Annotated in this window: 22 protein-coding genes; 7 read left to right on the top strand and 15 right to left on the bottom strand. The window is 60.8% G+C overall.

Annotated elements, in window-relative coordinates; all coding sequences use genetic code 11:
- The first annotated feature begins 152 nt into the window (after positions 1-152).
- On the top strand, positions 153-713 hold the full coding sequence (locus AC13RC_RS09205; RefSeq protein WP_113353401.1) for a DsbA family protein: 561 nt from the start codon (positions 153-155) through the stop codon (positions 711-713).
- A gap of 56 nt (positions 714-769) precedes the next feature.
- On the opposite strand, the gene AC13RC_RS09200 is transcribed toward AC13RC_RS09205, so the two are convergent.
- Positions 770-1966, bottom strand: a complete 1197-nt coding sequence (locus AC13RC_RS09200) for an MFS transporter (RefSeq protein ID WP_113353400.1) — start codon at positions 1964-1966, stop codon at positions 770-772.
- Between the two features lie 94 nt (positions 1967-2060).
- On the opposite strand from AC13RC_RS09200, the gene AC13RC_RS09195 reads away from it, so the two are divergent.
- Entirely contained in the window at positions 2061-2870 is an 810-nt protein-coding gene (locus AC13RC_RS09195; RefSeq protein WP_112721621.1) for an AraC family transcriptional regulator, read from the top strand.
- Positions 2871-2873: 3 nt separating this feature from the next.
- On the opposite strand, the gene AC13RC_RS09190 is transcribed toward AC13RC_RS09195, so the two are convergent.
- The 7 genes from AC13RC_RS09190 to gcl form a co-directional block, all read right to left on the bottom strand.
- The gene (locus AC13RC_RS09190) at positions 2874-4502 is read right to left on the bottom strand and encodes an MFS transporter (RefSeq protein ID WP_113353399.1); all 1629 of its coding nucleotides are present in this window, start codon (positions 4500-4502) and stop codon (positions 2874-2876) included.
- A gap of 471 nt (positions 4503-4973) precedes the next feature.
- On the bottom strand, positions 4974-7376 hold the full coding sequence (locus AC13RC_RS09185; protein WP_113420683.1) for a putative bifunctional diguanylate cyclase/phosphodiesterase: 2403 nt from the start codon (positions 7374-7376) through the stop codon (positions 4974-4976).
- Between the two features lie 12 nt (positions 7377-7388).
- Positions 7389-7856, bottom strand: coding sequence for a putative pterin-binding protein (locus AC13RC_RS09180; RefSeq protein ID WP_113353397.1), 468 nt, complete (start codon positions 7854-7856; stop codon positions 7389-7391).
- Between the two features lie 550 nt (positions 7857-8406).
- Entirely contained in the window at positions 8407-9675 is a 1269-nt protein-coding gene (locus AC13RC_RS09175) for a glycerate kinase type-2 family protein (protein WP_113353396.1), read from the bottom strand.
- Positions 9676-9690: 15 nt separating this feature from the next.
- Positions 9691-10575, bottom strand: a complete 885-nt coding sequence (glxR, locus tag AC13RC_RS09170; RefSeq protein ID WP_145321263.1) for a 2-hydroxy-3-oxopropionate reductase — start codon at positions 10573-10575, stop codon at positions 9691-9693.
- Positions 10576-10580: 5 nt separating this feature from the next.
- A complete protein-coding gene (hyi, locus tag AC13RC_RS09165; protein ID WP_152093943.1) occupies positions 10581-11396 on the bottom strand; it encodes a hydroxypyruvate isomerase in 816 nt (271 codons plus the stop codon).
- A gap of 12 nt (positions 11397-11408) precedes the next feature.
- Positions 11409-13193, bottom strand: a complete 1785-nt coding sequence (gcl, locus tag AC13RC_RS09160) for a glyoxylate carboligase (protein ID WP_488556969.1) — start codon at positions 13191-13193, stop codon at positions 11409-11411.
- 194 nt (positions 13194-13387) lie between these two features.
- Between gcl and bhcR the strand changes: the two genes are divergently transcribed.
- The gene (gene bhcR, locus AC13RC_RS09155; RefSeq protein ID WP_113331742.1) at positions 13388-14215 is read left to right on the top strand and encodes an HTH-type transcriptional regulator BhcR; all 828 of its coding nucleotides are present in this window, start codon (positions 13388-13390) and stop codon (positions 14213-14215) included.
- Positions 14216-14276: 61 nt separating this feature from the next.
- Here bhcR and guaD read toward each other — a convergent pair whose 3' ends face one another.
- A complete protein-coding gene (gene guaD / locus AC13RC_RS09150) occupies positions 14277-15620 on the bottom strand; it encodes a guanine deaminase (RefSeq protein ID WP_113420689.1) in 1344 nt (447 codons plus the stop codon).
- Complete coding sequence (locus AC13RC_RS09145; RefSeq protein ID WP_488556968.1) at positions 15617-16855, bottom strand: urate hydroxylase PuuD; 1239 nt, start codon at positions 16853-16855, stop codon at positions 15617-15619. Before AC13RC_RS09145 ends, guaD begins: the two co-directional genes overlap by 4 nt.
- 155 nt (positions 16856-17010) lie before the next feature.
- On the opposite strand from AC13RC_RS09145, the gene AC13RC_RS09140 reads away from it, so the two are divergent.
- The 3 genes from AC13RC_RS09140 to AC13RC_RS09130 all read left to right on the top strand — a co-directional run bounded on the left by AC13RC_RS09140 (position 17011) and on the right by AC13RC_RS09130 (position 18726).
- Positions 17011-17949 carry a LysR family transcriptional regulator gene (locus tag AC13RC_RS09140; protein ID WP_113353390.1) on the top strand — a complete coding sequence of 313 codons (939 nt, stop codon included), beginning with the start codon at positions 17011-17013 and terminating at the stop codon, positions 17947-17949.
- Between the two features lie 82 nt (positions 17950-18031).
- A complete protein-coding gene (locus AC13RC_RS09135) occupies positions 18032-18283 on the top strand; it encodes a type II toxin-antitoxin system Phd/YefM family antitoxin (RefSeq protein WP_113353389.1) in 252 nt (83 codons plus the stop codon).
- 2 nt (positions 18284-18285) lie between these two features.
- On the top strand, positions 18286-18726 hold the full coding sequence (locus tag AC13RC_RS09130) for a PIN domain-containing protein (RefSeq protein WP_488556967.1): 441 nt from the start codon (positions 18286-18288) through the stop codon (positions 18724-18726).
- On the opposite strand, the gene xdhC is transcribed toward AC13RC_RS09130, so the two are convergent.
- Genes xdhC through uraH form a run of 4 tightly spaced genes read right to left on the bottom strand, consistent with a single transcriptional unit; the run spans position 18716 to position 23782 of the window.
- Positions 18716-19567 (bottom strand): xanthine dehydrogenase accessory protein XdhC, encoded by an 852-nt coding sequence (gene xdhC, locus AC13RC_RS09125; RefSeq protein ID WP_113353387.1) that lies wholly within the window; start codon positions 19565-19567, stop codon positions 18716-18718. The two genes, AC13RC_RS09130 and xdhC, sit on opposite strands and share 11 nt — an antisense overlap.
- 4 nt (positions 19568-19571) lie before the next feature.
- Positions 19572-21926 (bottom strand): xanthine dehydrogenase molybdopterin binding subunit, encoded by a 2355-nt coding sequence (xdhB, locus tag AC13RC_RS09120; RefSeq protein WP_488556966.1) that lies wholly within the window; start codon positions 21924-21926, stop codon positions 19572-19574.
- Between the two features lie 3 nt (positions 21927-21929).
- A complete protein-coding gene (xdhA, locus tag AC13RC_RS09115) occupies positions 21930-23414 on the bottom strand; it encodes a xanthine dehydrogenase small subunit (RefSeq protein WP_488556965.1) in 1485 nt (494 codons plus the stop codon).
- A 2-nt stretch (positions 23415-23416) separates the two neighbouring features.
- Entirely contained in the window at positions 23417-23782 is a 366-nt protein-coding gene (uraH, locus tag AC13RC_RS09110) for a hydroxyisourate hydrolase (protein WP_113331751.1), read from the bottom strand.
- A 553-nt stretch (positions 23783-24335) separates the two neighbouring features.
- On the opposite strand from uraH, the gene AC13RC_RS09105 reads away from it, so the two are divergent.
- Positions 24336-24821, top strand: coding sequence for an ureidoglycolate lyase (locus AC13RC_RS09105; RefSeq protein WP_113420693.1), 486 nt, complete (start codon positions 24336-24338; stop codon positions 24819-24821).
- A 148-nt stretch (positions 24822-24969) separates the two neighbouring features.
- Here the strand turns inward: AC13RC_RS09105 and AC13RC_RS09100 are convergent, their stop codons facing one another.
- The gene (locus AC13RC_RS09100) at positions 24970-26262 is read right to left on the bottom strand and encodes an NCS2 family permease (protein ID WP_069614091.1); all 1293 of its coding nucleotides are present in this window, start codon (positions 26260-26262) and stop codon (positions 24970-24972) included.
- Between the last annotated feature and the right edge of the window lie 89 nt (positions 26263-26351).

Here is a 26351-nt window from a genome sequence, read left to right as displayed (position 1 = left end):
GGGAGCGCATCGCGATCTCTCAGATTCGTTTCTCGCCCTTAAGACTTCTGATCTCGCGCGTGTCGGTGTCACAAAAACGCTGCGCATTTTTGCGCGTCATGATTTAGCTTCCGCATCCATATGGATTTTCCAGACCGAAGAAGGATATCAATATGACCAATGCCGCCTGGCATGCAGAGCCGCTAAGTTGGGGTCACGGACCTCGTATATTCGAGGTTTTCCTGGAACCGACCTGCCCATTCTCGGTCAGGGCCTTCAACAAGCTCGATGCCTTGCTGGAGCAGGCGGGCGAGGACAGGATCACCATCAGGATCCGCCTGCAATCGCAGCCCTGGCATATGTATTCGGGTGTTCTGGTGCGCTGCATCCTCGCCGCGTCGACACTTGGCGGCGGCAGGGAAACCGCAAGGAAGGTGATGGCCGCGATCGGGGCGCACCGCGAGGAGTTTGAATTCGCCCATCACGCGGGCGGGCCGAATATGGATGTGACGCCGAATGAACTGATCGAGCGGCTGGAGCGCTACAGCGGTATCAAGTTGAAGGAGGCTTTCGCCATCCCGGATCTTGATCGGGAGATCAAGTGGCACTGCAAATATGCCCGGCAGAACGGCATTCACGTTTCCCCGACCTTCATGATCGACGGACTGGTGCAGACCGACATGAGCAGCGGCGATGACGTCGAAGCCTGGGTGAAGAGAATCTCCGCCTCGTGAAAGCCAGAGGACAAGGCGCCGATGTTTCCTCCATGGGCCCTCGCTCCAGAGGGCCCTTAGTCTTCGACGTTCGGCAGCAGGATCGTCAAAAGTCCGATCAGCGGCAGGAAGGCGCAAAGCTCGAATACGAACTCGATGCTGGTGTGGTCGGCAAGCACGCCAAGCGCGGCAGCGCCGATGCCGCCCATGCCGAAGGCGAAGCCGAAGAACAGGCCGGACACCATGCCGACACGACCCGGTAGCAATTCCTGCGCGTAGACGACGATCGCGGAAAAGGCCGACGCAATGACCGTGCCGATGATCGCGCTGAGAATGATCGTCGTTTCGAGATTGGCATGGGGCAGAACGACGGTGAAGGGCAGGATGCCGAGGATCGAACCCCATATGACCTTCTTGCGGCCGATGCGGTCGCCCACGGGGCCGCCGACCATCGTGCCGACGGCGACCGCGGCGAAGAACACGAACTGGCAGAGCTGAGCCGTCCGTTCCGTCACGCCGAACCGTGCCATGAGATAGAAATTGTAGTAGCTGGTGAAACTCGCCAGATAGAAATACTTCGAGAAGATCAGCGCGATCAGGACGGCAATGGCAAGACCGACGCGGGTGCGCGACAGGCTCAGCGCCTTATGGGGCTTGCCAGATTTCGCCGGCGCGCGCAGATGGCTGCCATTCAGCTGATACCAGCGGCCGAGGCCAGCAAGAATAAGAATGCCGGCAAAAGCCAGGCTCGCAAGCGCCGCCATTCCATGCTGGCCACGCGGAAGGATGAAGAAGGCTGCGAGCAGCGGCCCGAGTGAGGTGCCGAAATTGCCGCCGACCTGGAACAGGGACTGGGCGAAGCCATGCTTTCCCCCTGATGCCAGGCGGGCGATGCGGGAGGCTTCCGGATGGAAGATCGAGGAGCCGAAACCGAGCAGTATCGCGCCCATGAGTAGCGCTGGGTAATTGGGCGCCATGCCGAGCGTGATCATGCCGGCGCAGCTGCAGATCATGCCGAATGGCAATGAATAGGGCTGGGGCCGTCCATCCGTGTACCAGCCGACGAAGGGTTGCAGGATCGAGGCCGTGATCTGGTAGACGAATGTCAGCACGCCGAGCTGGGCGAAGCTCAGGTCAAAGCCAGTCTTGAGCACCGGATAGCTTGCCGGCAGCAATGCCTGGGTGACGTCGTTGATGAAGTGGCCAAGGCTCGCCACCATAATAACCGGATATATCGTCGTAGCCGCGCGGGGCGGATTCATCACCTGGCTCATGATCGTCACTTTTCAATGTGTCGTCGCGCTGATATTAGAAAACAAAATTGCCCGCTACCGCGACAGGGCGTAATTCTTACGAGACTGGGCCAGAATGGTCAGGAACAGCCGCATAGACCCATTCATCGATGTCGACCGGCCACTCATCGCCCTTGGCAATGAGTATGGCGACGGCCACCGCGTCGAACCGCACCAGCATCGCCGCGCCCAACTGCTGTACGGTTTTTCCGGCGTCGTGGTGGTGACCACGCCTGACGGCACGCTCGTCATGCCGCCGGAGCGTGGGATGTGGATCCCCCCGGGCGTGATCCATAGCGTTCGCATGCTCGGAAAGGTCAGCATGCGCAGTCTCTACATTGAGCCGGAAGCGATCAAGACGATGCCGGATCACTGTCAGGTGGTCGAAATCTCGCCCCTGCTGCGCACGCTCATCGCCGAAGCCGTCGATATTCCGGTCGATTACGACGTCAATGATCGGGCCGGCGCCCTGATGGCATTGCTTCTGCACGAACTGGCAAGGTTGAGGCCGTTGCCCTTATCCCTGCCGATCCCGCGCAACAGGACGCTGGCTCAGAAATGCCAGGATTTCCTCAGGCGGCCGGCAACGCATGATACGATCGATCTATGGGCCAGCCACATGCGCATGAGCCGCCGCGCGTTTACCCGCATGTTTCGCCTGGAGACGGGGCTGAGCTTCGTCAAATGGCGCGAGCAGGCCTGTCTGCATGCCGCGCTTCCGCGGCTTGTCGCCGGCGTGCCGGTGACGACGATCGCGATTGACCTTGGCTATAAGAATCCGGCCGCCTTTACGACCATGTTCAAGCGCGCCTTCGGTTGTTCGCCACGCGAAATGGCGCGCCAGCACGCTGGAAGCGGCTCCGCCGTTGCGAGTCCCCAGCCATGACCATCATGTCGCGTCGAGATAGGGCTTCAATGGCATGTCGTCGTGCCTGGGCACCGTCTGCCGTTCAATCATGTGGTGGATGACGGGCGGGCGGTCGCCGCGATGCAATCTGTCCAGGCGTTCGGCGACCTCGACATCGGCATGCGTCTGGCGCTGGCTGTGGCGAACATAATCGATCCAGGTCGGCAGATGGTAGCTTTCCGTCCAGGTGTTCGGCTTTTCCAGATCGCGCAACAGCGACCATTGCTTTGCCCCGTCGCGGATTCTCATCCGGCGACGCTGGGCCATGACGGCTAGAAATTCCGCCACATCCTCCTGATCGATGTCGTAGTCCACCATGACCAGGATGGGGCCGCTTCTGGAACGCAGGTCGAGCTGCAATTGTGGTTCGCTGAAGGTGTTCGTCGGATCGAGATTAAGCGATTCGAAATCCGGCTGGCGCAGCAGCAGGCCAAGCAGCCCGCCTATTGCCAGGCCGACGCTTGCGATGAAAAGCGCGCCCGTGACGCCGTGGGCGTCGGCCAGTGCACCCCACAGCCAGCTTCCGACCGCCATACCGCCAAAGGTCGCGGTCTGATAGAGCGACAGAGCGCGGCCGACCACCCAGCGTGGCGTGGAAAGCTGAACCGTGACATTGAAGAGCGAGAAGGCCTGCACCCAGGCGACGCCGGCCGGCATGAGAATAAGGCAGCTCAGCCATACCTGATTGCTTAGCGCAAGCAGGAAACAGCTCACCGCCAATGTGAAGAAGGCGCTGCGGATCACCCATTCATTGCTCAGGATATCGCGGATGCGGCCGATCAGCATCGCGCCGCAGATGGCGCCAAAGCCGAAGAAGCCGAGCATGATGCCGTAGGTGATCGCCGTGCCGTGGACATGGTCGCGCGCCACGAGGGGCAGGAGCGCCAGGATGACGATCGCCGTCAAGCCGAAGACGAAACTGCGGCACATGACCTTGAGAAGGTTCGGCGACATCAGCACATAGCGAAAGCCCGCCGACATCGCACTGCCGAACGGCTCGCGTGGCAGCGTATTGCGAGCGGGCGCGGTCTTCCACCGCCACAGGGTGATGATGAGCGCGAAGTAACAGAAGACATTGAAGAGGAACGCGAAGGCCGCACCGGCGGCCGCGACGATGACGCCGCCGATCGCCGGCCCGATACTGCGCATGAGGTTGTAGCTCATGCTGTTCAGCGCGACCGCACCCGGCAGGTGCTCGCGTGGCACAACATCGCCCATCGAGGCCTGCCATGACGGATTGTGGAGCGCGCCGCCGCAGCCGATCAGGAAGGTGAAGCAGAGCAAAAGCCATGGGGTCAATGCATTGCTGTAGGACAGGATCGCCAGCGTCGCCGAGACCGAGAGCATCAGCGTCTGCGCAATCAGCATGATCCGCCTGCGGTCGTAATTGTCAGCCAGCGCTCCGGCCGCAAGCGAGAAGATCATGACGGGCAGGGTGGTGGAGGACTGAACGAGCGCCACCATGCCATGTGATGTCGCGAGGCTGGTCATCAGCCACGCGGCACCGACGCCTTCGACCAATCCGCCGAGATTGGAGATGAGCGTTGCCGACCAGAGAGAGCGGAAAGTCTTCGACTGGAACGCGACGAGCGGAGAGGGTCTATTGGGCATGTCGGCTTTTCTTCGCAGGATTATCTTGCCCGGCGGCGCAGTGAGCTCGCTCAAAGCGTAGGCGCAGCCGAGTCGAAATCGAGCCTATAGTGATTTGCTAATTTCCGAAACGATTTTGGAATAATATTCTCGCCAATAAAGGCGGAATTCAGCATTCGCATGAATGAAGTCTCGGACGGCAAAGCTGCGAAGAACGGTTTTCACTCGAGCAACGTGCCAATTCGATCGGGGTCATCCTATCCGCCTTCCAATCCAATTGGGTAGCTCACCTAAATCTGCGGTAGATGCTAATATTCTAATTGCCGGCCTGAATGCCACCCTCGGGCCGGACAGTGCAGCGTCCGACGACTGCCCCCATCCTTTGTCGTCGGACGCACCCCTCAATATTGGCATCAGCTTTGAACGGCAGGTCGCTTTCCCCGAGAACTTGTCATCCACTCATTAGGTCAGTGCCGTGCAGTCGGGTAAGGGCTAATACTGCCCGTCCGCGGAATCAGCATCTGCGGTCTTCTCAGGACTTTTGTCTCTGCCAGATTTGGGGCTTCGACCATTTGAGGTTCCGCCGGTATTGCTGTTCTTCCGGTCGACCATGGCGCGGAATTCGGCTTCCGGGACAGGCGGGCTGAAGTAATAACCCTGACTCTCCGAGCAACCGGCCTTGATGACCATGTCGAGTTGGGTCTGCGTCTCGACGCCCTCCGCGGTGGTCAGCATCTTGAGATTACGACCGAGCGTAGCGATGGACTGGACGATGGCAAAGCTGTCGGGCCGGTTTTCCAGATCGCGCACGAAACTGCGATCGATTTTCAATTTATCGAAGGGGAAGCGCTGCAGATAGTTCAGCGAAGAATAGCCGGTGCCGAAATCATCAAGCGCGATGGTCAAGCCGAGCGAACGCAGCCGGTTCAGTACCTCGATGTTCGCCGCATTGTCCCGCAAGAGCACCGACTCGGTGATTTCCAGCTCCAGCCGCCGTGCATCGAATTCCGTGAATTCCAGCACACTCTTGACCATATCGACCAAATCCGTCTGACGGAACTGAACCGGAGAGAGGTTGACCGAAACGCGCACGTCCTCGGGCCAGTTCAGGGCATCCTCGCATGCCCGTTGCAGCACCCATTTGCCGAGCGTATCGATGAAGCCGGTTTCCTCCGCCAGCGGGATGAATTCGGCCGGCGGGATCAGCCCGCGCTCGGGATGGCGCCAGCGCACCAGTGCTTCGCTGGCGACGATCTTGCGGGTCTTATGCGAAATCTGCGGCTGATAATGAATCTCGAATTGCCCAAGCTTGATGCCATGACGCATATCCGCCTCCAGATTGCGCCGGTTCTGGAGATCCTCCTCCATCTGCGGGGAGAAGATACGGTAGACTCCCTTACCATCGGCCTTGGCCTGGTATAGCGCCAGGTCGGCGTTCTTCATCAGTTGACCGGTATCACCGCCAGCGCGCGGTGCGACCGCGATGCCGATGCAGGTGCTGACAACGATCTCGTTGCCATCGACACGATAAGGCCGGCTGATGCTGGCAATGAGGCGTTCCGACAGATCGCGGGCGCTGTCGAGGGTGGAGTCCAGGCACCGATGCAGCACGGCGAATTCGTCACCGCCCAATCTCGCCACGATGTCATGTTGTGACGCGGTGTTGCGCAGCCGCCTGGCGACCTTGCGCAGCAACACGTCGCCCACCGGGTGGCCCAGCGTGTCGTTGACTTCCTTGAAGCGGTCGAGATCGAGATAGAGTATGGTGAATAACTGGCCGCCGGCCGCCAATGCGCGCAGTGCGTGGCTGACGCTTTCCCAGAACAGCAGCCGATTGGGCATATCAGTGAGTGCGTCGTGATGGGCCATGTGCACCACACGATCCTGCGCGCGATGACGCTCGCTGACATCCTCGAAAGTGCAGACCCAACCGCCTTCAGCCGTCGGCTCGTGCGATACGGCCAGCACCATGCCATTCGCGAGATGATGGATATGGTCGCTGAGCACCGCGATGTCATTCCGGACACGCGCCTTATCGCCAGCAACGCCGGGCGGCCCGCTGGTGGATAGTCCAGGAGGCAGTAATTCGGGCGCGATGAGGTCAGCCAAGGGGGTGCCGATCTTCGCCCGGACTTCGTCCAGACCGAACAGGGCCAGGAACCGGGGATTGTGCACGATGACGCGATATTGGTCGTCAAGCAGACAGAGACCGAGCGACATGGCTTCCATTGCCGCATCGAACCGTGCATTCTGGATTGCCAGGGTCTGCTCCTTGGCCTGCAGGATCTTCTGCGCCCGGCCCAGAAGACCATTGTGAATGAGCAGCAGCAGAATCAGCAGACAACCGCCGATGAGCATGCCGACGGTCACCCATGTCAGGGCCAGTTGCAGCGCGAGGAGGCCACGCCGGTCTTCGGCAATGCGCGCCGAATACCACATGTTGCTGTCGCTGGAGAGCCGCGCCAGCTTCGGATAGATCGGCTCCAGGATCGCAAGGATCCGCGCCGGTGTGCCAGGCACAGAAAGCTGGCTAAGCAGTGGGCGGGTCTGGTTGAGCGCCTCTTCGAGGTCGTCGAGGGTCTCGCCGATATGAGGGTTGGATTGTACGAACTTCTCGACCCCGTTGGATCGCAGGGTCTTGAGGCGATTGACGACGATATCGAAGCGCAGCCTGACTTCGTGTGCATCGACCTGGCCATCGTTCATGCCCATGGCACTGACGCGCTGTTCGAGCCTGGTGAACTCACTCGGAGCTTGGGCTATCGTCCAGGTGATGTTGCCCAGGCCGACATCTTGCAGGGCGGTCTGGCGCTGGAAAACCAAGGCGGAAATATAGATCGCCGAGGTGATGAAACCCAGGATCACAATGATCAGCGCTGTGCGGAGATAGCGCATGCGGCCCCGGGGCTATTTCACGGAGATTGCCTTGACCTGCCAGACGGCACGACCGTGATAGGGCTGTCCCTGCAGGATGGGGTTGCTGTCGAATGGATACATAACAAAGAACGGGCCCTGATCGTCGATAGGCATATATGCGCCATTGCGCTTGACGGCAAGGATCGTGCCGAACTTGGTAAAATCGCTGGTCGGGATATCGACGCTATAATCATTGAGGGCGATGACGGTGGCCGTCGCACCTTGGGCCTTGGCCTTTTCAAGCAACAGCGCCATTGGCACGCCTTCGAAGTTGACGACACCTTCGTTCCAGGGCGTCGAAGTCTTGATCGACACGAGGCCCATCGCCTCAAGCTGATTGCGATCGAAGGTCACCGAGCCCGAGGAACCGGTAATCGTCACTGACGGCACGTCCTGCGCCAGGGCGGGCGCGACGAACAAAGCAAGGACTGCAAAAATAACTGAGGCGAGAAGACGCATTGAGGGTCCGATGCTTTCGGGGTATGGGCCTTGCCCGTTCTATCTCCAGCCTGCACAACTGGCTGTTAAAGATCGGTTAAGTTCCACAGGGCGATGGAAACAAACTTAACAGCTCAAGATTTAGCGTAGCATTTGTCCGAACTCGCTGATCTATTTTCAGCTCGGTAAGATCCGGGTTACGTGCTACTGATCTGCACTTTTGCTATGAAGTCGACGGATGCCGATATGGATTTTCTCGGCAGCTTCGGCGGCTTTAAGGACGTTGCGATTTCATCTCCCCATCAATCATCCCCAAGACGTGCGGTGACCACACCAAAAAGTGACTGGCGCGACAGCACTTCTCCTTGCTACTCCTCGATAGTGAGCACGTGCAACAAATTCATGATAGATACGGTCCCCGGCTTGCCCGCAACGGTTGGCGTTGCCAGCAAGAAAAATAGTTCAGCTTTTTGTTGAACTCATACGCTTTCCAACTGCGCCGCTCAATACAGAATGCGTCACGCCACCGGCAGCATAACTCCGAGTCGCTCGATTGGCGGGCGGCGATGATCTATTGCAGCAGGATCGCGCGGAAGTCGTTGACGTTCGTGCCAGTCGGGCCGCTCACAAAGAGGTCGTCGATAGCGGCGAAGGCCGACCAGCTGTCGTTGCGCTGAAGGAAGTCGGCCGCATCCCTCTTTCGATCGGCAAGCCGGGCAACGGTGGTGCCATCGGCGAAGGCGCCGGCATTGTCCTCCGAGCCGTCGATGCCGTCCGTGTCGGCGGCGAGCGCTGAGATGCCCTTCTGGCCGGAAATGGCGCAGGCGAAGGACAGGAGGAACTCGCTGTTGCGGCCACCTTTGCCCTTGCCCTTGATCGTTACTGTGGTTTCCCCGCCAGACAGAAGAAGCATGGGGTCTTGCGACGCCATACCTCGCTGCAGGATCTTGGCGACGATCGCCGCATGTTGGCGACCGACCTCCGATGCCTCGCCCTCGATAGCATCGGACAACACGATGGTCTCGACGCCGGCCTTGCGGGCGACATCGGCGGCCGCATCCAGCGCGATGGCCGCCGAAGCAACGAGCTTCACCTCGTTGCGAGCGAAACGAGGGTCGGAGGGTAGGGGCGGCTCATCGCTATTATCTGCGAGATGACGCATCACCGCGTCGGGCAAGTCGAGACCGTAATGTTCTATGATCGCAAGTGCATCTGCGCGGATCGTCTCGTCGGCGATGGTCGGGCCGGAGGCGACCAGGGCTGGGTTGTCGCCTGGGATATCGGAAACGACGAGGGAGATGACCCTTGCCGGATGGGCAAGGGCCGCCAGCCTCCCTCCCTTGATGCGCGAGACCTGCTTGCGAACGGCATTCATGGCGCCGATCGGTGCGCCGGAGGCAAGCAGGGCCCGATTGACGGCGATCTCGTCGGCAAGCGTGAGATCGCCTGCCGGCGCGGGCAACAGTGCCGAGCCGCCTCCGCAGATCAGGGCGACGACCAGATCGTCTTCCGTAAGACCATTTACCGCTGCCATCAACCGATCTGATGCATGCAGACCGCTTTCGTCCGGCACGGGATGCGCGGCCTCGAGAACCTCGATGCGCTCACACGGCACGGCATAGCCATAACGCGTGACGACGACACCGGAGAGCGGTGCGTCCCAAAGACGCTCGAAGGCACGCGCCATCTGCGCCGCCCCCTTGCCGGCACCGACCACCACCGTCCGGCCCTTCGGCTTTTCAGGCAGATGGGGAACCAGTGCCTTATCCGGATCGGCGGCTGCGACCGCCGCATAGAACAGCTTTTCCAGAAAGGCGCGGGGATCGGCGATATCAGGCATCGGATTTCTCACATGTTACGCGACGGGATGGTTCGCCATGCGCTCCAGCGCCTTGACGAGACCGGAATGGTCGAGCCCGCTATCGCCATTGGCGACGCATTGGTTGAAAAGCTCCTGCGTCGCCGCGGTGTTCGGCAGTGAGACGCCGAGCGCCTTGGCACCCTGCAGGGCGAGGTTCAAATCCTTCTGATGCAGCGAGATGCGGAATCCGGGTTCGAAAGTGCGCTTGATCATGCGCTCGCCATGCACTTCGAGGATGCGCGAGGAGGCAAAACCGCCCATCAGGGCCGAGCGCACGCGAGCCGGATCGGCGCCGGCCTTGGAGGCGAAGACAAGCGCCTCGGACACGGCCTCGATCGTCAATGCGACGATGATCTGGTTGGCGACCTTGGTAACCTGGCCATCGCCGCAATCGCCAACGAGGGTGATGTTCTTGCCCATCAGTTGGAAGAGGGGCAGCGCCCGCTCGAAACTGGCTTCGGAACCGCCGGCCATGATGGAAAGCGAGGCGTTCTTGGCGCCGACTTCGCCGCCGGAGACGGGCGCGTCGATATATTCGGCGCCAGTCTCGCGAATCTTTCTGGCGAATTCCTTGGTCTCGATCGGCGAGATCGAGCTCATGTCGATGACGAGCTTTCCCTTGGACAGTCCGTAGGCGACGCCGTTCTCGCCGAAGAGCACGTCCTTCACTTCAGGTGTATCCGGCAGCATCAGGATGATTGTGTCGACGGTTTCGGCAAGCTCCTTCGGCGTTTCGACGAATTGCAGACCGTTGTCGAGCAGCTCCTGGCGCGGCGGAATGGCAAACTTTGATGTGACGACGATGTGGCCGGCATTTTGCAGATGACGCGCCATGGGAGTACCCATGATGCCGAGGCCGATAAATCCGATATGTGCCATGCTGTTTAGCTCCTGATATTGAGAATGGCTGCGCTTTCGGCGTGGCGGCCTGCTGCGGCAAACCAGCCGAGCCCCGCCGCGGTCGTGGTGCGCGGCTTGTATTCGCAGCCGATCCAGCCGTCATAGCCGAGCGCATCAAGCGCTTCGAAGACAAAGGGGTAGGCGATCTCGCCGGTGCCCGGCTCATTGCGACCCGGATTGTCGGCGAGCTGCACATGGGCAATCCGTGCCTGATGCTTCCTAAAGGTGCCGATCAATTCGCCCTCGGTGCGCTGCTGATGATAGAGGTCGTACTGAATGAACAGGTTGTCGCTGCCGACCTCGGCGATGATCGAGGCTGCCTGGTCCGGCGCGTTGAGATAGAAGCCGGGAATGTCGAACCGGTTGATCGGCTCAATCAGTAGCCGGATCCCGTGCTTGCCGAGCTCTTCCGCCGCATATTTGAGGTTGACGATGAAGGTAGTCCGCAGCACCTCATCGGGCACACCGGCTGGTGTAATGCCAGAGAGGCAATTGATCTGGCTGCAGCCGAGCGTCGTCGCGTAGTCGATAGCGGAAGCAACGCCGCGGCGGAACTCGTCGATACGATCGGGCAGGATCGCGATCCCGCGTTCGCCGCCGGCCCAATTACCAGCCGGCAGATTGTGCAGCACCTGGGTCAATCCATGACGATCGAGTTCGGCGCGCAGCGCTTCCTTGGCAAAATCGTAAGGAAAGAGATATTCGACGCCCTCGAAGCCCGCCTTGGCGGCCAGCGCGAAACGATCCAGAAACGGTGCCTCGGTGAAGAGCATGGTGAGATTGGCCGCGAATTTCGGCATTGTGTTCCTCCTTTAGTCTAGCAATGCGAGGATCGCCGTCGGTGCGTCCTCGCCGCGCTCGGCAAGCTCCTCGAATTCGACGACGGCATTGATGTCGGCGCCCATGGCGATGTTGGTGACGCGCTCCAGAATGAACTCGATAACGACAGGAACCTGATGCTCCGCCATCAGCTGCTTTGCTGTCGTGAACGCTTCCTGGAACTCGTTCGGGCTGCGCACGCGGATCGCCTTGCAGCCGAGGCCTTCGGCAACGGCGACATGGTCGACGCCATAGCCGGGTTCGGCATTATCAGCGGCATTGATGTTCTCGAAGGCGAGGCTGACCTCGAAATCCATGTTGAAGCCGCGCTGGGCCTGGCGGATGAGGCCAAGATAGGAATTGTTCACGACCACATGCAGGTAAGGGAGCTTGTGCTGCGCGCCGACGGCCAGCTCCTCGATGAGGAACTGGAAGTCGTAGTCGCCCGACAGTGCGACGATCGGGCGGTCGGGATCTGCCGCCCGCACGCCAAGTGCTGCCGGCAGCGTCCAGCCGAGCGGGCCGGCCTGGCCGCAATTGATCCAGTTGCGCGGCTTGTACACGTGTAGGAACTGCGCGCCGGCGATCTGGCTAAGCCCGATGGTCGAGACATAGCATGTATCGCGATCGAAAGCCTTGTTCATCTCCTCGTAGACACGCTGTGGCTTCAGCGGCGTCTGGTCGAAATGCGTCTTGCGTAGCATGGTCCGCTTGCGCTCGCGGCACTCCTCGGCCCAGGCCGACCAGTCGCGCAGCTTGCCTTCGGTCTTCCATTCGGTCGCGACGTCGAGGAGGAGCTTCAGGGCGGCACCCGCGTCCGAGACGATGCCGAAATCAGGAGCAAAGACACGGCCGATCTGAGTCGGCTCGATATCGACATGAACGAAGGTTCGCCCTTCCGTATAGGTCGAAACATTTCCTGTATGGCGGTTCGCCCAGCGATTGCCGATGCCGAAGACGAAATCGGAGGCAAGCAGCGTCGCATTGCCGTAGCGATGCGAGGTCTGCAGCCCGCACATGCCGGCCATCAGGGGATGATCGTCCGGGATCGTCCCCCAGCCCATCAGCGTCGGGATGACCGGGACGCCTGTGATTTCGGCGAATTCGACGAGCAGGTCGGAAGCATCGGCATTGATGATGCCGCCGCCTGCGACGATCAGCGGCCGCTCGGCCGCGTTCAGCATGGCAAGCGCCTTTTCCGCCTGTGCCCGCGTCGCCGAGGGCTTGTAGGGGGCAAGCGGCGCATAGGTGTCGATATCGAACTCGATCTCGGCGAGCTGGACGTCAACGGGCAGATCGATGAGCACAGGGCCAGGGCGACCCGAGCGCATCGTGTGGAATGCCTTCTGGAAGACGTAAGGAACCAGCGCCGGTTCCATGACGGTCACGGCCCACTTGGTGACGGGGGCTGCGATCTTGGCGATATCGACGGCCTGGAAATCCTCCTTGTCCAGACGGGCGCGCGGCGCCTGGCCGGTAATGCAGAGGATCGGGATGGAATCGGCGGAAGCCGAATAAAGGCCGGTGATCATGTCGGTGCCGGCAGGTCCGGACGTTCCGATGCAGACACCGATATTGCCGGCGCGCGCGCGGGTGTAGCCCTCGGCCATATGGCTTGCGCCCTCGACATGGCGGGCAAGTACATGGCGGATAAAACCACGTGCCTTCATTGCGGAATAGAAGGGGTTGATCGCAGCGCCGGGAACGCCGAAGGCGCAATTGACGCCTTCCTTTTCCAGAACCAGCACTGCGGCATCGACTGCGCGCATCTTCGCCATGAGATTTCCTCCGTTTCTGGATCGAAGGTACCGCATGGGTGAACAAGCGCAATCAAAAAATGGAAATTAATCCCATCATATGGAAATAAACATTTTCAACGAATCTGGAACAATCGCGGCGAAGCGGATATGTCATGAAGCCCAAGCGGGTCGCGCCAAATTGTGCGGCATGCGTTTGGTCTAGAGTGAGCGTCATGGCGGAAAATCGGGAAAAGACGAGGGGCAGGCCGGGCCGGAAACCGGCAGGGAACGCGGCGGCTTCATCCGTCCAAGTGCTCGATCGCAGTCTGAAACTCTTGGAGTTGGTGGCGCAAGCCGACGGCGCGGTTTTGACCGATCTCGCTGACCGGTCGGCCATGGCGCCGTCCACCGTCCACCGGCTACTGACGTCTCTTGCTCAGCACGGCATGGTGGCGCATGACGATGAGACCGGCGCCTGGACGATCGGGGTGAAAGCCTTCGAGATCGGAACCGCCTACTTGCGCTTCCGCAAGCTCGGCACGATCAGCCGGCCCTTCCTCAAGCAGTTGATGGAGGCATCCGGCGAGACCGCCAATATCGCCATCGAGGAGGACGGTGACGTCGTCTTCATCTCGCAAGCGGAAAGCCACGCGCCGATGCGCGCCTTCTTCCGCCCTGGCCGCCGCGGGCCGATCCATGCATCGGGCATAGGCAAGGCAATCCTCTCCACCTGGGCGGACAGCGAGATAAAAACTTTGCTCCAGGAGCGTCCGTTGCAGCATTTCACCGACAAAACCCGCGACACTCTGCCTATGCTGCTCGCGGATATGGACGAGATCCGCTCGCGCGGCTGGTCGATCGACGATGAGGAACATACGCTCGGCATGCGATGCGTGGCGGCGCCGATCTTCGATGAATATGGCGAGGCTATCGCCGGAATTTCGATTTCAGGCCCGGCTGTGCGGTTGCCGGATGAAAGGGTTGCTGCGCTCGGCCCTGTCGTGCGGGCCGCAGCGGAAGAATTGACGAAGGCAATGGGTGGACGCTCGAAGCGGACCTGAACATCTTCGCCGCCGTCTCTGCCGAGACGACGGCGTTGCCGGTCCGCCACATTTACTCGGGTCAGGCGAGCTGCAGTTGTTCGCGTAGCGTCGTATCTGTCTTCTTACCCTTGGTCTTCATCGCCTTGCCGGCGACATAGACTTCGGCAACGCAACGGTCATCACCCATGGTCTGAAGGATAAAGAGCTCCTCCGCCAATGAGGTTGTCGTGCGCATGCGGAATTCCATGGCCGACTTGGCGCTGGAATCCAGCACGACGATATCGGCGCCCGCGCCCGCCTGCAGCGAGCCGATCCGCTTTTCGAGACCGAGCGCCAGGGCGTTGCCGCGCGTCATGCGATAGAAGGAGTTGAACGGCGTCAGCCGCTGCCCCTGCAGATGCAACACCTTGTAGGCTTCATCCATCGTTTCCAGCATGGAGAAGCTGGTCCCGGCGCCGACATCGGTTGCGACCGACCAGCGCGCGCCAAGCCTGTCGAACTGTGCGGCGTTGAAAAGTCCCGAGCCGAGGAAGAGGTTCGAGGTCGGGCAGAAGACACCCACCGCGCCGGTCTCCGCAAGCACCGCGACTTCCCGTTCGCTCATATGGATACAATGGCCGAGCAGCATGCGGTCGTTGAGCAGACCGTAGCGAGCATAGATATCCGTATAATCCTTGGCCTCGGGGTAGAGAGAGGTGGCAAAGGCGATCTCATCCCGATTTTCCGAGAGATGCGTCTGGACATAGCAGTCCGGATGCTCGGCGACGAGCGCCTTGCTCATTTCCATCTGCTCGGGCGTCGAGGTAATCGCAAAACGAGGGCTGATGGCATAATGGACGCGTCCGCGGCCGTGCCACTTCGCAATCAGCCGCTTGGTCTCGTCATAGCCGCGCTGCGGCGTATCGCGCAGCGCCTCCGGCGCGTTGCGATCCATCATCACCTTACCGCCGATCATGCACATGCCGCGCGCTTGCGCCGCCGCGAAATAGGCGTCGACGCTTTCCGGATGCACCGAACAATAGGCAACCGCCGTCGTCGTGCCGTTCGACAGGAGTTCGTCCATGAAGCGGTCGGCCACTTCGGCCGCATGGGCGGCGCGTGCAAACTTCTGTTCCTCGACGAAAATATAGGTATTCAGCCATTCGAGCAGCTGCGCGCCATAGGAGGCGATCGCCTGCGTCTGCGGGAAATGCAGGTGCGTGTCGATGAAGCCCGGCAGGATGAGGTTCGGGCGATGGTCCGCGATCCTGATGCCGGCGTCAGCCAGCTTTCTCACGTCGCCATAGGTGCCGATTTCCACGATCTTGCCGTCGCGGACGAAGACGGCGCCGTCCTCGATATAGCGATAGGAGGCGGTGTCATCTATGCCTTGCGGCTCGGCAAGGAAGGTCAGCACGCGACCACGGATTAGGACTTCGTTCATTGGGTCTTCTCCCCATTGATGGCACTTTCATACCAGGAGACGAGCAGGCGGCGCTCCTCGTCGGTTATGTGAGAGGCATTGGCGGGCGGCATGGCGTGGCTGCGGCCAGCCTGCAGGTAGATCTCGCGCGCATGGGCGGCGATATCGCGATCGGTCTCGAACATCACCCCCTTCGGCGGAGCGACGATGCCCTCCCAGCTCGGCTCCTTCGCATGGCACATGGAGCAGCGACCCATCACGGTATCGCGGACCTTTGGGAAATCCTGCGCCGTGATGAAGGGCTGCTGGATGGCGGAGATCTTCGTTGTGGGTTCGCCGGTCAGCATTTTCGGTACCGTGGAGAGCCACATGATGATGATGAACAGGATGACGGTGATCAGCCAGGTCCAAGTCGGGTTGCCGGCATTGGCGTGCCGGGTATTGAACCAGTGGCGGATGGTGACGCCCATCAGGAAGACGAGTGAGGCGATGATCCAGTTGAACTGCGTGCCGAAAGCCAGCGGATAGTGGTTCGACAGCATCAGGAACAGCACCGGCAGCGTCAGGTAGTTGTTGTGCGTCGACCGCTGCTTGGCGATCCTGCCGTATTTCGCATCTGGCGTACGGCCGGCAAGCAGGTCGGCAACCACGATCTTCTGGTTCGGGATGATGATGAAGAAGACATTGGCCGACATGATCGTCGCCGTGAAGGCGCCGAGATGCAGGAAGGCGGCGCGGCCGGTAAAGAGATGGGTATAGCCCCAAGCCACCGCTACCAGAATGAAATAGAGCGCCACCATCAGCCGGGTATTATCGTTGCCGAAGGGCGACTTGCAGATCAGGTCGTACAGGAGCCATCCACCGGCGATCGAGCAGAGCGAAATGGCGATCGCCACCGGCTTGGAGACGTCAAGCACGGCCGGGTCGATCATGTAGAGATCGGCGCCGGCATAATAGACAAGACAGAGCATGCCGAAGCCCGACAGCCAGGTGACGTAGCTTTCCCATTTGAACCAGACGAGGTGGTCCGGCATGTTGGCCGGCGCCACCAGATACTTCTGGATATGGTAAAAGCCGCCGCCATGCACCTGCCACTCCTCGCCATAGGCGCCAGGCGGCAGGGCCGGATGTTTCTTGAGGCCGAGGTCGAGTGCCACGAAATAGAATGACGAGCCAATCCAGGCGATGGCGGTGATGAGGTGCAGCCAGCGGACGGCGAATGTCAGCCAGTCCCAGGCGATGGCATATTCATACATGGGAACTCCTCCCGGCCTTCATGGGCCTGATCTTCACGGGACTGTTTGCCATCGGGTGATTTTCTCGAAAATCCCGGTGAATCCACCAACACTTTCAAAAAAATCTATAAGATGAACCCTGGTTTGTTCCGCGCGCCAATGTGGTAGAAGGAGCCATGTCCTATCTTGATAATGTCCGCGTCTTCGTTCGTGTGGTCGAACTCGGTACTCTCTCGGCAGCAGGCCGCGACCAGCGCGTCACGCCTGCGGTGGCGAGCAACCGCATCAAGGAGCTCGAGCGTCATCTTGGCGTGCGCCTCTTCAACCGCACCACGCGTAAGCTCTCGCCGACCGAACATGGCCGCGTTTTCTACGAAAAAGCGGTGAAGATCATCGAGGCGGTCAATGAGGCGGAAGCGGCGATCGCCGATCTTTCGCGAAATCCGAAGGGATCGCTGAGGATCACCGCGCCGCTCGGCATCGGCCGAAGGCTGATCGCCTCGGGCATTCCGGAGTTTCATGACAAATATCCGGATATCGAAGTACGCTTGCGCCTGTCGGACCACAATGTCGACATCCTCGCCGAAGGCGTCGACGTCGCCTTCAAGCTTGGCGTGCTGGAGGATTCGAACCTGCGCATGCGCGGTATCCTCAATTGCGAGCGGGTGCTTTGCGCATCACCTGCCTACCTTGCAAGTCGTGGCGTGCCGGCGAGCGCGGATGCGTTGATCGCCGACAAGCATGACTGCCTCTTGCTGCGCTATCCGGGATCGAAGGAATATTACTGGACGCTGATGACGGCGGAAGGTACCCGCAAGTTCGAGGTCGCAGGCCCTTATGACAGCGATGATGGCGATGTGCTGACCCAATGGGCACTGGAAGACCGCGGCATCATCAACAAACCGCTGTTCGAGGTTAAAGCCTATCTGAGGGAAGGGCGATTGGTGGAGATCCTGAAGGAAAGTCCGCCAGCTCCGGTTCAGCTCGCCGCCATCTATCCGCACAAGCGTTTCCAGGATCCGAAGGTCCGCCTGATGATCGATTTCATGGCGGAGCGCTGTCAGCGGCTCATCGGCAAGCTGCTCGAGGACGAGCCAGTGGCCGCAGCCTCGTGAATCGAACGCGACAGATTGATCTCCACTTGGCTCAATTCAGTGAAATCACATATGTCTATCGGTGGTCATATGGAGAGGCGGCATGAAGGAAATCCAGCTCAAGGATGCGAAGGCGAGGCTTTCGGCCGTGGTCGATCAAGCGGTGGCCGGTGAGCCGACCGTTATTACCCGCCATGGCCGGAAGGAAGCGGTGCTGGTTTCCTTCGAGGAATGGCAAAGGGTCTCCAAAGTACCTGATTTCCCCGATCTGCTTCTCGCCTTTCCCGGCGAGCCCGCCGATATTCCAGAGCGATCGCGAAAGCCCGCGCGTTCATTGCGTGAAAATGGCTTCTGATCTTGTATCTTCTGGATACCAATATCGTATCGGCCGATGCGCCGATCAAGCGCCAAGTCGGCGCTGAGGCATTCGCGGCCTGGCTGCGCGCCAATAGTGACCGGCTTTATCTTTCGGCCATCACCATCGCCGAGATCGAGGCAGGCATCGCCCGCATGGTTAGGATTGGGGCGACGACGAAAGCGGAGCACCTGCGCCGCTGGCTCGCCGCGGTGGAACATTTCTATGCCGGCCGTATCCTGCCCTTCGGAGTTGAGGAGGCGCAGCATGCTGGCCTGATGCTTGACCGGGCGCGTGCTCACGACCCCGGCTTCGAGGACATTGCCATCGCCGCCATCGCCGCTGCATGCGGCCTCACGGTTTTGACGACCAATGAGCGGCATTTCGCGCCGCTCGGCGTGCCGGTCGCCAATCCCTTCAAGCAGTTGCCCGTTATCCGATAACAGGTTTTGTCGCGGCTAGCTGTGCCGCGGCCGTCCAAGTCAGCGCCGCTGTCATGATCTCGGCGGCGGCAAGCGTGGCGATGACCGTGGGACGCTTGTCTTTCACGGCCGTTCCGCCGATTGGGCAGACGAGGCGATCGAAAAGCTCAGCGTGCCCGCTTTCGCGCGACAGCCAGTTGCGGAAAGTGGCGCGCTTCGTCTTGGAGCCGATCATGCCGACATAGGCTGCATCGTTACGTTTGAGCGCCTCGGCGGCAATCAGGAAATCGAGCGCGTGATCATGGGTGAGAATGACGAAGCTGCTGCCGGCCGGCGCATCGCGCACGACAGCCTCAGGCATGGCCGTGAGACAGGTTTCAATGCCTGGCACGGAGCTGGCGACAAGCTCTTCCTCTCGCGTATCGACAAGTACCACGCGTAATGGCGCGAGCGAAAGCGCCATGGCAAGCGCATCGCCGACATGACCGGCGCCGAAAACATAGACATGTGGGCGTGTGGCCATCTCGCGGTCGCTCCGAGCTATGAGATCATTCGCAAGCGCTGGGCTGAGGGCGGTGAAGGCGAGGCCCACCCGACCGCCGCAGCATTGGCCGATCTCCGGGCCGAGCGGTACGTTCATCGGCTCCGCCGCAAGGCCGGAGCGCAATGCCCGTCGTGCCTGGTCGATCGCCATATATTCCAGTGTTCCGCCGCCGATCGTCGCAAAGATTGCCCGCTCCGATACCAGCATCCAGGCATCCGCATCGCGCGGTGCGGAGCCTGCGACCCCCGTCACCTCGACGAGAATCGATGCCGGTTCGCGGCGGAGAAAATCCCGGATGTCTTCACAGGCGGCAGGCATTATCTTACTCCTTCTTCGCCGCCTTGAGACGCTCGATCGCCATCAGCACCCGTTCGGGTGTCGCCGGCGCGTCGAGACGCGGGCAGATCTTGTGGTCGGCGACGCTCGCCACGGCATCCGAAAGGGCATGCAAGACGGAGAGGCCGAGCGGCAGCGGCGGCTCGCCAACCGCCTTGGACCGATGGATCGTCGGCTCATGGGCCTCCGACCAATCGGTTAGGGCCACATTGAAAATCTTTGGCCGGTCGGATGCAAGCGGGATCTTGTAAGTCGAGGGCGCGTGCGTTCGAAGCCGCCCCTTGCCGTCCCACCAGAGCTCTTCCGTCGTCAGCCAGCCCATGCCCTGGATGAAGCCGCCTTCGACCTGGCCGATATCGATGGCTTTATTCAGTGAGCGGCCGGTATCGTGCAGGATATCGGTGCGTTCAACGACATATTCCCCCGTCAGCGTATCGATCGATACTTCCGAGCACGCCGCGCCATAGGCATAGTAGTAGAAGGCATGGCCGCGGCCCGCCTTGCGGTCCCAATGGATTTTCGGCGTCTTGTAGAAGCCGGCGGCCGAAAGCTGGACGCGGGCCATGTAGGCCTTCTTGACGAGATCGTCGAACGGCATTTCGATGTCGCCGATGCGCACCCGGTTGGGCAGGAAGAGAACCTGGTCAGGCGATACCTGATGGCTTTCCGCGGCAAAGGCGATCAGTCGCTCCTTGATCTGGCGTGCGGCGTCCTGGGCCGCCATGCCGTTGAGATCGGCACCCGAGGAGGCCGCGGTCGGTGAGGTGTTCGGCACCTTGGCCGTGGTCGTCGCGGTGATCTTCACCCGGTCGAGATCGATCTGGAATTCTTCCGCCACGACCTGCGCCACCTTCAGGTGCAAGCCTTGTCCCATCTCGGTGCCGCCATGGTTCATGTGCACGGAGCCATCGCTATAGACATGCACCAGCGCGCCGGCCTGGTTCGACTCCGTCTTGGTGAAGGAGATGCCGAATTTCACTGGAGTCAGCGCGATGCCGCGCTTGACGATGCGGCTCTTGGCATTGAACTCGGCGATCGCCTTGCGGCGTCCGGCATAGTCAGCGCTTTCCTCCAGTTCGGCGACGATGCGCTGAATGATGCAGTCCTCGACCTTCTGGTGGTAGGGGGTAAGGTTGCGCTCACCATCGACGCCCATCGCGTCATAGAAATTCAGTTTGCGAATTTCGAGCGGGTCCTTGCCGACGGCGAAGGCCACCTCGTCGATGACCCGTTCGGCGCCGACCATTCCCTGCGGACCGCCGAAGCCGCGAAAGGCCGTGTTGGAGACGGTATTGGTATAGAGCGGCGCCGATTTCGCATGAACATGCGGAAAGAAATAGGCATTGTCGCAGTGAAACAGCGCACGGTCGCCGACCGGACCGGACAGATCGGCGGAGAAGCCGGCGCGAAGCGCGAAGGTATAGTCGACGGCAAGGATGCGGCCCTCGTCGTCAAAGCCCACTTCGTAGTCGATGGCGAAATCATGCCGCTTGCCGGTCGCGATCATGTCTTCGTCGCGGTCGAGCCGGATCTTGACGGCGCGCTTCAGCTTCTTGGCGGCGATGGCAGCGATCGCGGCGCATTGGTTCGCCTGGGTTTCCTTGCCGCCGAAGCCGCCACCCATGCGCCGAACCTCGATCGTAACAGCATTGCTCGGCACGCCAAGCGCATGGGCGACCATGTGCTGCGTCTCGCTCGGGCCTTGGGTGGAGCAATAGACAACCACCTCGTCGTCCTCACCGGGAACAGCGAGCGAGACTTGGCCTTCGAGATAGAAATGATCCTGGCCGCCGAGCCGCATTCGGCCTTTCACGCGCCGTGGTGCATTCGCAAGGGCGTCCGCCGGATCGCCACGCTTCAGCGTTAGCGGCGTGACCACCTGCTTATGAGTGGAAACATCCAGATCCCAGATGTCGATATCAGCAGGCAATTCCTCGTACTCGATCTTTGCCAGCCTTGCGGCGCGGCGCGCCTGCTCGCGCGTTTCGGCGATCACGCAAAAGATCGGCTGGCCATGAAACTCGACCTTGCCGGCGGCAAGCACGGGGTCATCATGCATATAGGAGGGCGAGATATCGTTGATGCCGGGCACATCCTCATGGGTGAGGACGGCAACGACGCCGGGCGCGGCCCGCACGGCTGAGAGATCGACGGATTTCAGGATGCCGTGCGCCACGGTGGACAGGCCGAGGCCGACGTGAAGCGTGCCCGTGGGTTCGGTGATGTCGTCGATATAGACGGCGGCACCGGAGACATGCTTGTGGGCGGAATCATGGCGCGGGCTGGTATGGACGCCGCCAATGATGGTTTCGGGTTTGAAATCGGGAGTGTGCTTGTTCATCTCTTACGCGGCCTCGTATCTCGATACCTGCGCCGGCGCCGCGATGGACGTCGTTTCCAGGTAGAAGCGCAGCAGCAGGTTTCTGGCAGCCAACGCGCGATATTCCGCCGTGGCGCGCATGTCGGTCAGTGGCGCGTAATCCTCGGCATATTTCTCCATTGCCGTCTCCACGGTCCTCTCGCTCCAGGGCTGGCCGAGCAGCGCCCTTTCGACGGCGAAGGCCCGTTTCGGCGTCGCGGCCATGCCGCCATAGGCGATCCGGATTTCGGCAACCGTGCCATCTTCGCCAAGTACCAGCCGGAAGGCGCCGAGCGTGGCGGTAATGTCCTCGTCCCGGCGCTTCGTCACCTTGTAGATAGCGAATTTCGCCGCGGCTGCAGGAACCGGAATATGGATGGCTTCGACGAATTCGCCAGGCTGGCGGTCCTGTTTGCCATAGGCGATGAAGAAGTCTTCAAGCGCAATGGTGCGCCGAACGATGCCCTTGCGCAAGGTCAGCGACGCGTTGAGCGCAATCAACGCCGGTGGCGTATCGCCGATCGGCGAGCCGTTGGCGATGTTGCCGCCGATCGTGCCCATGTTGCGCACCTGCTGGCCGCCAATGCGGGTAATCAACGGCCCAAGCGCCGGGACATGCTGCGAAAGCGTCGCGAACGCCTCCGAATAGGTGACGCCGGCGCCGATGCTGATCACGCCGTCTTTCACCACGATCGATTTCAACTCCTGCAGCTCGGCAATGAAGATGACCGGCGTGACGTCGCGCATGTGCTTGGTGACCCAGAGGCCGACATCGGTCGAGCCGGCCACCACGGTCGCCGTCGGCGATGCCTCCAGAACCGAGGCGAAATCATCAAGGTTCGCCGGCACGATCAGCCGATTTCGACCCTCGCCGATTTCGACGCGGGCGCCATCGCGAAGGGCCTGCAGGCGCGCGATCATGGTTTCGCGTTCGATCAGCAGCGGGTCGTCTTGCGTACCGCCATATTGGGAGATGGAGCGGGCGGCGCGCAAGATCGGTTCATAGCCGGTGCAGCGACAGAGATTGCCCTGGAGCGCTGTTTCGATCTGTTGATCCGTGGGATTCGGCGTCTGCATCCAAAGTCCGTAGAGCGACATGACGAAACCAGGCGTGCAGAAGCCGCATTGCGAACCGTGAAAGTCGACCATCGCTTGCTGCACCGGATGCAGGTGTTCGTCGCTCGGGGCGAGATGCTCGACGGTGACCACATGACAGCCATCCAGCGAACCGAGGAAGCGGATGCAGGCGTTGACGCTCTCATAGACGAGGCCACCCGCGGGCGTCAGCCGACCCACAAGCACCGTGCAGGCGCCGCAGTCGCCTTCGGCGCAGCCTTCCTTGGTGCCCTTCAGCGAACGGGAAAGGCGCAGCCAGTCGAGCAGCGTCTGGTCCGGCGCCACGTCGGTAAGAATGATGTCCCGGCCGTTGAGAATGAAACGAAGTTCGGAGCGGATTTTCGTCGATGTCATTTTCAGCTCCCGCGGTAGGTGGAGTAGCTGTAAGGCGAGAGGAGCAGCGGCACATGGTAGTGCGCTTGTTCATCAGCGAGACCGAAGCGGATCGGAATGATGTCTAGAAACATCGGGCTCGCCGATGTGCGGCCAAGATAGTCACCGGCATGGAAGCGCAGCTCGTAGGTGCCGGCCTGCATGGTTTCGCCTGATAGCAGCGGCGCATCGCAGCGACCGTCGTCGTTGGTTTCGGTGGACGTCAGGAGGTGCAGTGCATCGCCCTCGATCCGGTAGAGTTCGATGCGCAAGCCTTCAGCAGGTTTGCCGAGCGCCGTATCCAGGACGTGGGTCGTGAGCCGTCCGGCTCCTGGCGAATGAGACTGCATATTCTTCTCCCGAACGTAGCGCTCCTTTCTCTACTATCCGCCAGGCTCATTCCCATGAAAAGCAGCTGTAACGTTCGAGACTTTCAAAATTTCCAAGGGGAATGGCACGCGTGATTTGCGGTTAGACATTGGATGTCGAAACGTTTGGAGGAGCGTTTCATACGATGTCGCGGCGGGATGGATGAATACGGCTTGCGCGCTTCGCATGCGCTGAGGCCGGGAAATACGTGCCGGTATCGCGATATGCATTTCATGAAAATGCAGATTTCCGTATTGCATGGCGGACGTGATGAGCACGCCGATGTTCGGCCGACCCTGATGGGTATCGGGTAGAGGCGCTTGCGGCAGGGGGAATCCGATGCCGCGGTCTTCGTGATCAGCGTCGGTAGTGATTGACCATGGAAATAGCCGCGGCATGGCGGCCGCCGGGTTGCCAGCCGCGCTCCGGCTCGATTTCCGCTGTCCGCACAGCGGGTCAGGTATCAAACCCAAGCGAACATATCGTCGATCGAGGAAGAGATGACTTCGGAGAATGGAAACGGGAGACCCATGAATGAAAGTGATCGAAATTCAGCCGCTGACGAGAGCCGCATTCGCGCCCTTTGGCGATGTCATCGAAATGGAGGGGGCACAAAGTTTCCCCATCAACGCCGGGAAATGCGTTCGTTATCATGATCTCGCAAAGGTCGAAGCGATTGGTGAGGAGGCACGCACGATGATCAGCTGGCTGCGCGGCGAACCCTATGCGCTGCCGCTGGAACTGAAGATGGTCGAGCGGCACCCTCTCGGCAGCCAGGCCTTCGTGCCGCTGACCGGCAATCCGTTCCTCGTCGTTGCGGCGCCGGAGACGGACAATGGTCCGGGCGAGCCCATGGCTTTCCGAACCAGGCCCGGACAAGGCGTCAATATCCGGCGCAACGTCTGGCACGGCATCCTGACGCCCCTCGACGGCATCTCGGATTTCATCGTTGTGGATCGCGGTGGCAAAGGCGTCAATCTTGAGGAGCATTTCTATGACGAGGCGTTCCTGATCCGCTGATCGGATCTCGATCGGTGCAGACAAATAAGGGGCGCTGCGGTTGCAGCGCCCCTTATTTGTCAAAGTGGTTCCCGTTCCTCGCAATCTGCGGAATGCCAAAAGGCCGGGTCATTCCAGCGAACGACCCGGCCTTGAAATCATTCCGCCGTCAATCCGCGAAGAAGGCGAAGCGTACGACGAACAGGGCCGCGACGATCTGTGTTGCCGGATGCAGCATCGACCAGCGGCCGGTGAAGACTTTCACGGCCACATAGGTGATGAAGCCAAAAGCAAGACCATTGGCGATCGAGTAGGTGAAGGGCATCGCAAGCGCGGTGATTGCCGCCGGTGCCGCCTCGGTCAGGTCATCCCATTCTATTTCGGTCAGCTCGCGCATCATCAGGCCCGCGACATAGAGCAGCGCCGGAGCCGTCGCATAGGCTGGCACGGAAGCCGCGAGCGGCGAGAAGAAGAGGGCGGCGATGAAGAGGGCGGCGATGGTGATCGCGGTCAGACCCGTGCGACCACCGGCCTGGACGCCCGACGCGCTTTCGACGAAGGCCGTCGTGCTGCTCGTGCCCATCAGTGAGCCGGCGACGATGGCCGCGCTATCGGCAAGCAGAGCCCGGCTCAGCCTGTTCGGCTTTCCTTCCTGGATCAGGTTCGCCCGCTTGGCGATGCCGATCAGCGTCCCGGTGGCGTCGAAAACCTCGACAAGCACGAAGACGAGGATGATATGGACCAGGCCGCCATGGAGAGCGCCGACGATGTCGAGCTGCAAAAAGGTCGGCATGATCGACGGCGGCGCCGAAACAATGCCGTGGAACTCGCTGACGCCGAAGATCCAGGAGAGAATGGTGACGGCGAGAATACCGATGAGGATCGAACCTCTTATTTTCAGCGCATCGAGAACGGCGATGACGAAGAAGCCGAAGATCGCGAGAAGGGGGCCGGTCTGTTTGAGGTCGCCGAGGCCAATGAGGGTCGCCTTGTTGGCGACGACGATGCCGGCGCTCTTGAGCGCGATGATCGCCAGGAAGAGACCGATACCCGCGGCAATCGCGCTTCTGAGCGAATGCGGGATGCCGGCAATCAGCCAGCTGCGCACGCCGGTTACCGTCAACAGGACGAAAATACAGCCCGAAATGAAGACCGCGCCGAGCGCCTGCTGCCAGGTAAAGCCGAGAGCCGAAACCACGGTGAAGGCGAAGAAGGCATTGAGCCCCATGCCCGGTGCCATGCCGATCGGCCAATTGGCGACGAGGCCCATGACGATCGAACCCAGCGCGGCTGCGAGACAGGTGGCGACAAAGACCGCGTTGCGATCCATGCCGGTCGTCGACAGAATGTCGGGATTGACGAAGATGATATAGGACATCGTCAGGAACGTCGTCACGCCGGCGATGAGTTCGGTGCGCGCGGACGTGCCGTGCTCACTCAATTTGAAAAGTCGTTCAAGCATTGTTCCTCCCTAAGCGTTCCCGACGCTCGTCAAATCATGGGGCTTGTCCCGCATCTCCTCCAGATGCTGGCGCGAGAAGCGGTTTTCGA

The sequence above is a fragment of the Martinezella sp. CNPSo 3890 genome (assembly GCF_057784455.1).
This window is presented reverse-complemented; position numbering and strand designations above follow the sequence as displayed.